Origin of the sequence: Gilliamella sp. Bif1-4 (assembly GCF_001690535.1) — a bacterium.
GTDB lineage: Bacteria > Pseudomonadota > Gammaproteobacteria > Enterobacterales > Orbaceae > Gilliamella > Gilliamella bombi.
This window is the reverse complement of the sequence record NZ_LZHC01000090.1, coordinates 1-2,971: the sequence shown is the minus strand read 5'-3', so window position 1 is coordinate 2,971 and position 2,971 is coordinate 1. Positions and strand designations below refer to the sequence as shown.

The 2,971-nt window shown below is 38.9% G+C and carries 7 protein-coding genes; 3 read left to right on the top strand and 4 right to left on the bottom strand.

Annotation, left to right across the window (positions count from 1 at the left end; all coding sequences use genetic code 11):
- Positions 1-124 precede the first annotated feature (124 nt).
- Both A9G25_RS12045 and A9G25_RS12040 read right to left on the bottom strand, forming a co-directional pair.
- Positions 125-349 carry a hypothetical protein gene (locus tag A9G25_RS12045; RefSeq protein ID WP_065625248.1) on the bottom strand — a complete coding sequence of 75 codons (225 nt, stop codon included), beginning with the start codon at positions 347-349 and terminating at the stop codon, positions 125-127.
- A complete protein-coding gene (locus A9G25_RS12040; protein ID WP_065625218.1) occupies positions 346-627 on the bottom strand; it encodes an IS3 family transposase in 282 nt (93 codons plus the stop codon). Before A9G25_RS12040 ends, A9G25_RS12045 begins: the two co-directional genes overlap by 4 nt.
- A gap of 14 nt (positions 628-641) precedes the next feature.
- Here A9G25_RS12040 and A9G25_RS12035 point away from each other — a divergent pair, with 14 nt between their 5' ends.
- Positions 642-1,295: an antA/AntB antirepressor family protein gene (locus tag A9G25_RS12035; protein WP_065627093.1), complete on the top strand. Its 654-nt coding sequence runs from the start codon at positions 642-644 to the stop codon at positions 1,293-1,295.
- A gap of 343 nt (positions 1,296-1,638) precedes the next feature.
- Here A9G25_RS12035 and A9G25_RS12030 read toward each other — a convergent pair whose 3' ends face one another.
- Together A9G25_RS12030 and A9G25_RS12680 are read right to left on the bottom strand one after the other, a co-directional pair.
- Positions 1,639-1,812: a YlcI/YnfO family protein gene (locus tag A9G25_RS12030; protein WP_065627092.1), complete on the bottom strand. Its 174-nt coding sequence runs from the start codon at positions 1,810-1,812 to the stop codon at positions 1,639-1,641.
- 3 nt (positions 1,813-1,815) lie between these two features.
- Positions 1,816-1,983, bottom strand: a complete 168-nt coding sequence (locus tag A9G25_RS12680) for a hypothetical protein (protein ID WP_176701138.1) — start codon at positions 1,981-1,983, stop codon at positions 1,816-1,818.
- Between the two features lie 79 nt (positions 1,984-2,062).
- Here A9G25_RS12680 and A9G25_RS12025 point away from each other — a divergent pair, with 79 nt between their 5' ends.
- Positions 2,063-2,704 carry an ash family protein gene (locus A9G25_RS12025; RefSeq protein ID WP_176701137.1) on the top strand — a complete coding sequence of 214 codons (642 nt, stop codon included), beginning with the start codon at positions 2,063-2,065 and terminating at the stop codon, positions 2,702-2,704.
- The coding region (locus A9G25_RS12020) for a hypothetical protein (protein WP_141675111.1) at positions 2,697-2,971 on the top strand (275 nt) is incomplete at its 3' end. The genes A9G25_RS12025 and A9G25_RS12020, both read left to right, overlap by 8 nt.

Sequence of the window (2,971 nt, the reverse complement as noted above, 5' to 3'; positions counted from 1 at the left end):
GATTAAATTGCCTATCTAACGTGTTGGGCGCAATATTGTGATGAGCCTTGTCTGTTTTATGCTTGAATTTACGTGCTGCTTTACTCCGTAATCCCAATTGTTGCAAAACACGGCTAATTGTCCTTTATGAAACTTGATAGCCTGCTTCTCTTGCATCATGAAGCAGGCTTGGCGCACCCAAACGGGCTTTATGTTGCCAATACTGCTTTTGGATATACTCGCTGAGTTTAACTGATTTGTTTGCTCTTTTTAACCAAGCATAATAACCCGATGAACTGACACCAAGTAATGAGCATATCCTAGTAACGGGATAGCAGGTTAAATGATTTTTCATATAAGCGTACTTCATCGACTTGGATTGTTGATGAAGTACACATGCGCCTTTTTTAGTATATCATTAGCCATTTTCAGTTCTTTAATCTCTTTTTCTAACGCCATAATCCGCTGTTGCTCAGCGGTTAACTCTCGACGGCTGGTTTTATTCGGGGAAAGTTGCCTAATCCATTTATCTAGGGTTGATTTACCCACACCTAGATGATTGGCAAGTTCGCTGATAGAAAGGTGTGCATTAGATAACGCATAATCCACTGATTGTTGTTTGAATTCGATATTAAATTTTTTGACCATGATATTTGTCTCCTATGATTTTTGTTTATACCATAGAGGCAACTTTTGTCCACTTTTTTGGCGAGGATCAAAGTGCAAATAATGAGCAGTACTTCCCCAATGGGGGGATATCCCTCCCTAATGAATTAACGCCAAATTTGGCGAAAAATACCCGACGCGGTAGACCAGAAAAAGATTACATTCTCACAATCGGAACCGCTAAAGAATTGGCGATGATTGAAAACAACGAGAAAGGACGAGCAATAAGAAAGTACTTTATACGTTGTGAAGAACACCTTAAAGAAATCGCTCCAGCAATCCAAAAGAAAGCGCTTAAGCGGTTAAAAGCACGTTTAGAAGTTGCAGATTATAGCCGTCCTATGTGTGACGCTTTAACAGAGCAACGTAAAGCACTGGGGAAAAGCGCAAATAACACCGTATTTACTAATGAATTCGATATGATTAACCGCATCGTATTAGGTACTACATCAAGCAAATACAAGAAAGCCAATAATCTTACTGGTAATATTCGTGACCACCTAAACGAATTTGAATTAAACCATATCGCATACCTTGAGAACGCAAATATAACATTAATCCATATTGGTTACGACTATCATCAGAGAAAAGCCGAGCTAATAAAGTTATCTCATGCTTATTTAATTCGTCATATGGCTCAGGTGGCTTAATTATGATGACTACACACCCATTTAACGCCCTAGCAATAGGACAATATACCCAAGCCCTAAATAATCGCTTAAATTGCTATTTTGATGGGATTAACGCCATCCAAAAGGTGAAATCATTCTTCTTGGTTGGCAATAATTCTAGTTTCCAGCCAAAAGATTCTATTTCAATGGAAACCCAAACGGAAGCCAGTGTAAAAGTACGCACTAAGTACGCAGTGAAAACCGTTTTTTTAATGCGTACTAATCATTGCATGGGGTTGAATTTTAAAAGTAGGTTTATTGAGTCCATAAAAAGGAGAATGGGAAAACAAAAACCACCAATCAGTGGCATTAAGTTAAAAGATTATTTCTTATCTAATTTAGCTAGTTTTTCGCGACAAGCATCCTTAACCCATGCGCTAAAGTTGCCTTTGCCTGCCGATAAATCAATCTGTGCCAGTAAATCATCTTCAAAGCGAATATGTTTAGTTGTGCTATTAGAACGCTCAAAAGATTTTTTATCTTTTTTATCTTGCATTGGTTATTTAACCTCTATTCCTCGTGATTGTAATTCTTTTCGGATTACTCTTTTCATCCAACCAGCAAGTGATTCGTCACCATCTTCTTTTTGTGCTTTTTCCATGGCAAGACGTAACTCAGGATCTAGTCTAAATTGGAATGGAGGATTACCTCGTCTTTTTTCTGACATGTGTATTGACACCTCTATTACGTTAGTGATAATGTATTTATGTGTGATGACATGTTACTATCACATACTAAAAAAAGCAATGCCCCGAAGTGCTGGAACACTATCGAGGCATCTAACCACAATAACATTAACAGAGGTAATGATTATGGCTAACCGCTATGATAGCGCACACCTATGCGCAAGACAATCCAAACCATCTAAATCAAGTAAAAAACACTTGCACAATCTCAATCATTCGGGCTATATTGATAACGCCTTAGCAAAATCTAAGGTCAGGATTGGAACCCTGAACAGTTACTTGGCGACACATGACGCCCAAAGCGTCTTTTTTTGTGTCAATGCTTGCGCACACCTATTTATCAATATTTCTTCTATGGTGGCGTTAGTGGGGCATCCGAAAGGATGGCTGGGTCACCAAGTAACCAGTAGTTCCAACCCTGCTAACGTCACCGCCAACGAGATTGGAACCTCTAGCGGTGATTATGTAAATCATTACTTGGAGGCTGTCGCTATGACTACTATCCCTACCCCTGTTATATCCACTCAAAAACTATATAAATTTTATGACCTATCAATGGCTCAAGCAGTCCAAATAACGGCAACAACCGAACGCCAAGTACGCAAGAGCCTAGGCAAATCATCCCTTATCTTTATTGCTAGAATTCGCTTATATCCAGTTATTGAAAGAGCCAGAGGCTTTGGAGGTTATAGCCATGAATAACGATCAGTTAATTTGTAATGTTGAAACAAAACTTATTCAAGTTCGGAGCATGGCTAAAATTGCCTTAGATAATACTACCTATAAGTGCGCAGGATATGACGAGCCTTTTATCGAACAAGCCGATATGAGTAATTTACTGTGGGTTGATCCTCGCCAAAATATTAGACAGTGCCCGCCTCTATCATTTTTTCGTTTTGGTAATATTGTTGTTCATATTGTTCAGGTGATACCCAGCCATTGGCTGAATGACGGCGTATCCGATTATAA

What these genes read in the sequence shown, in the direction of transcription:
- A9G25_RS12045 (WP_065625248.1), bottom strand. Translation starts at nt 349, where the DNA reads ATGAAGTACGCTTATATGAAAAATCATTTAACCTGCTATCCCGTTACT.
- A9G25_RS12040 (WP_065625218.1), bottom strand. Translation starts at nt 627, where the DNA reads ATGGTCAAAAAATTTAATATCGAATTCAAACAACAATCAGTGGATTAT.
- A9G25_RS12035 (WP_065627093.1), top strand. Translation starts at nt 642, where the DNA reads ATGATTTTTGTTTATACCATAGAGGCAACTTTTGTCCACTTTTTTGGC.
- A9G25_RS12030 (WP_065627092.1), bottom strand. Translation starts at nt 1,812, where the DNA reads ATGCAAGATAAAAAAGATAAAAAATCTTTTGAGCGTTCTAATAGCACA.
- A9G25_RS12680 (WP_176701138.1), bottom strand. Translation starts at nt 1,983, where the DNA reads ATGTCAGAAAAAAGACGAGGTAATCCTCCATTCCAATTTAGACTAGAT.
- A9G25_RS12025 (WP_176701137.1), top strand. Translation starts at nt 2,063, where the DNA reads ATGCCCCGAAGTGCTGGAACACTATCGAGGCATCTAACCACAATAACA.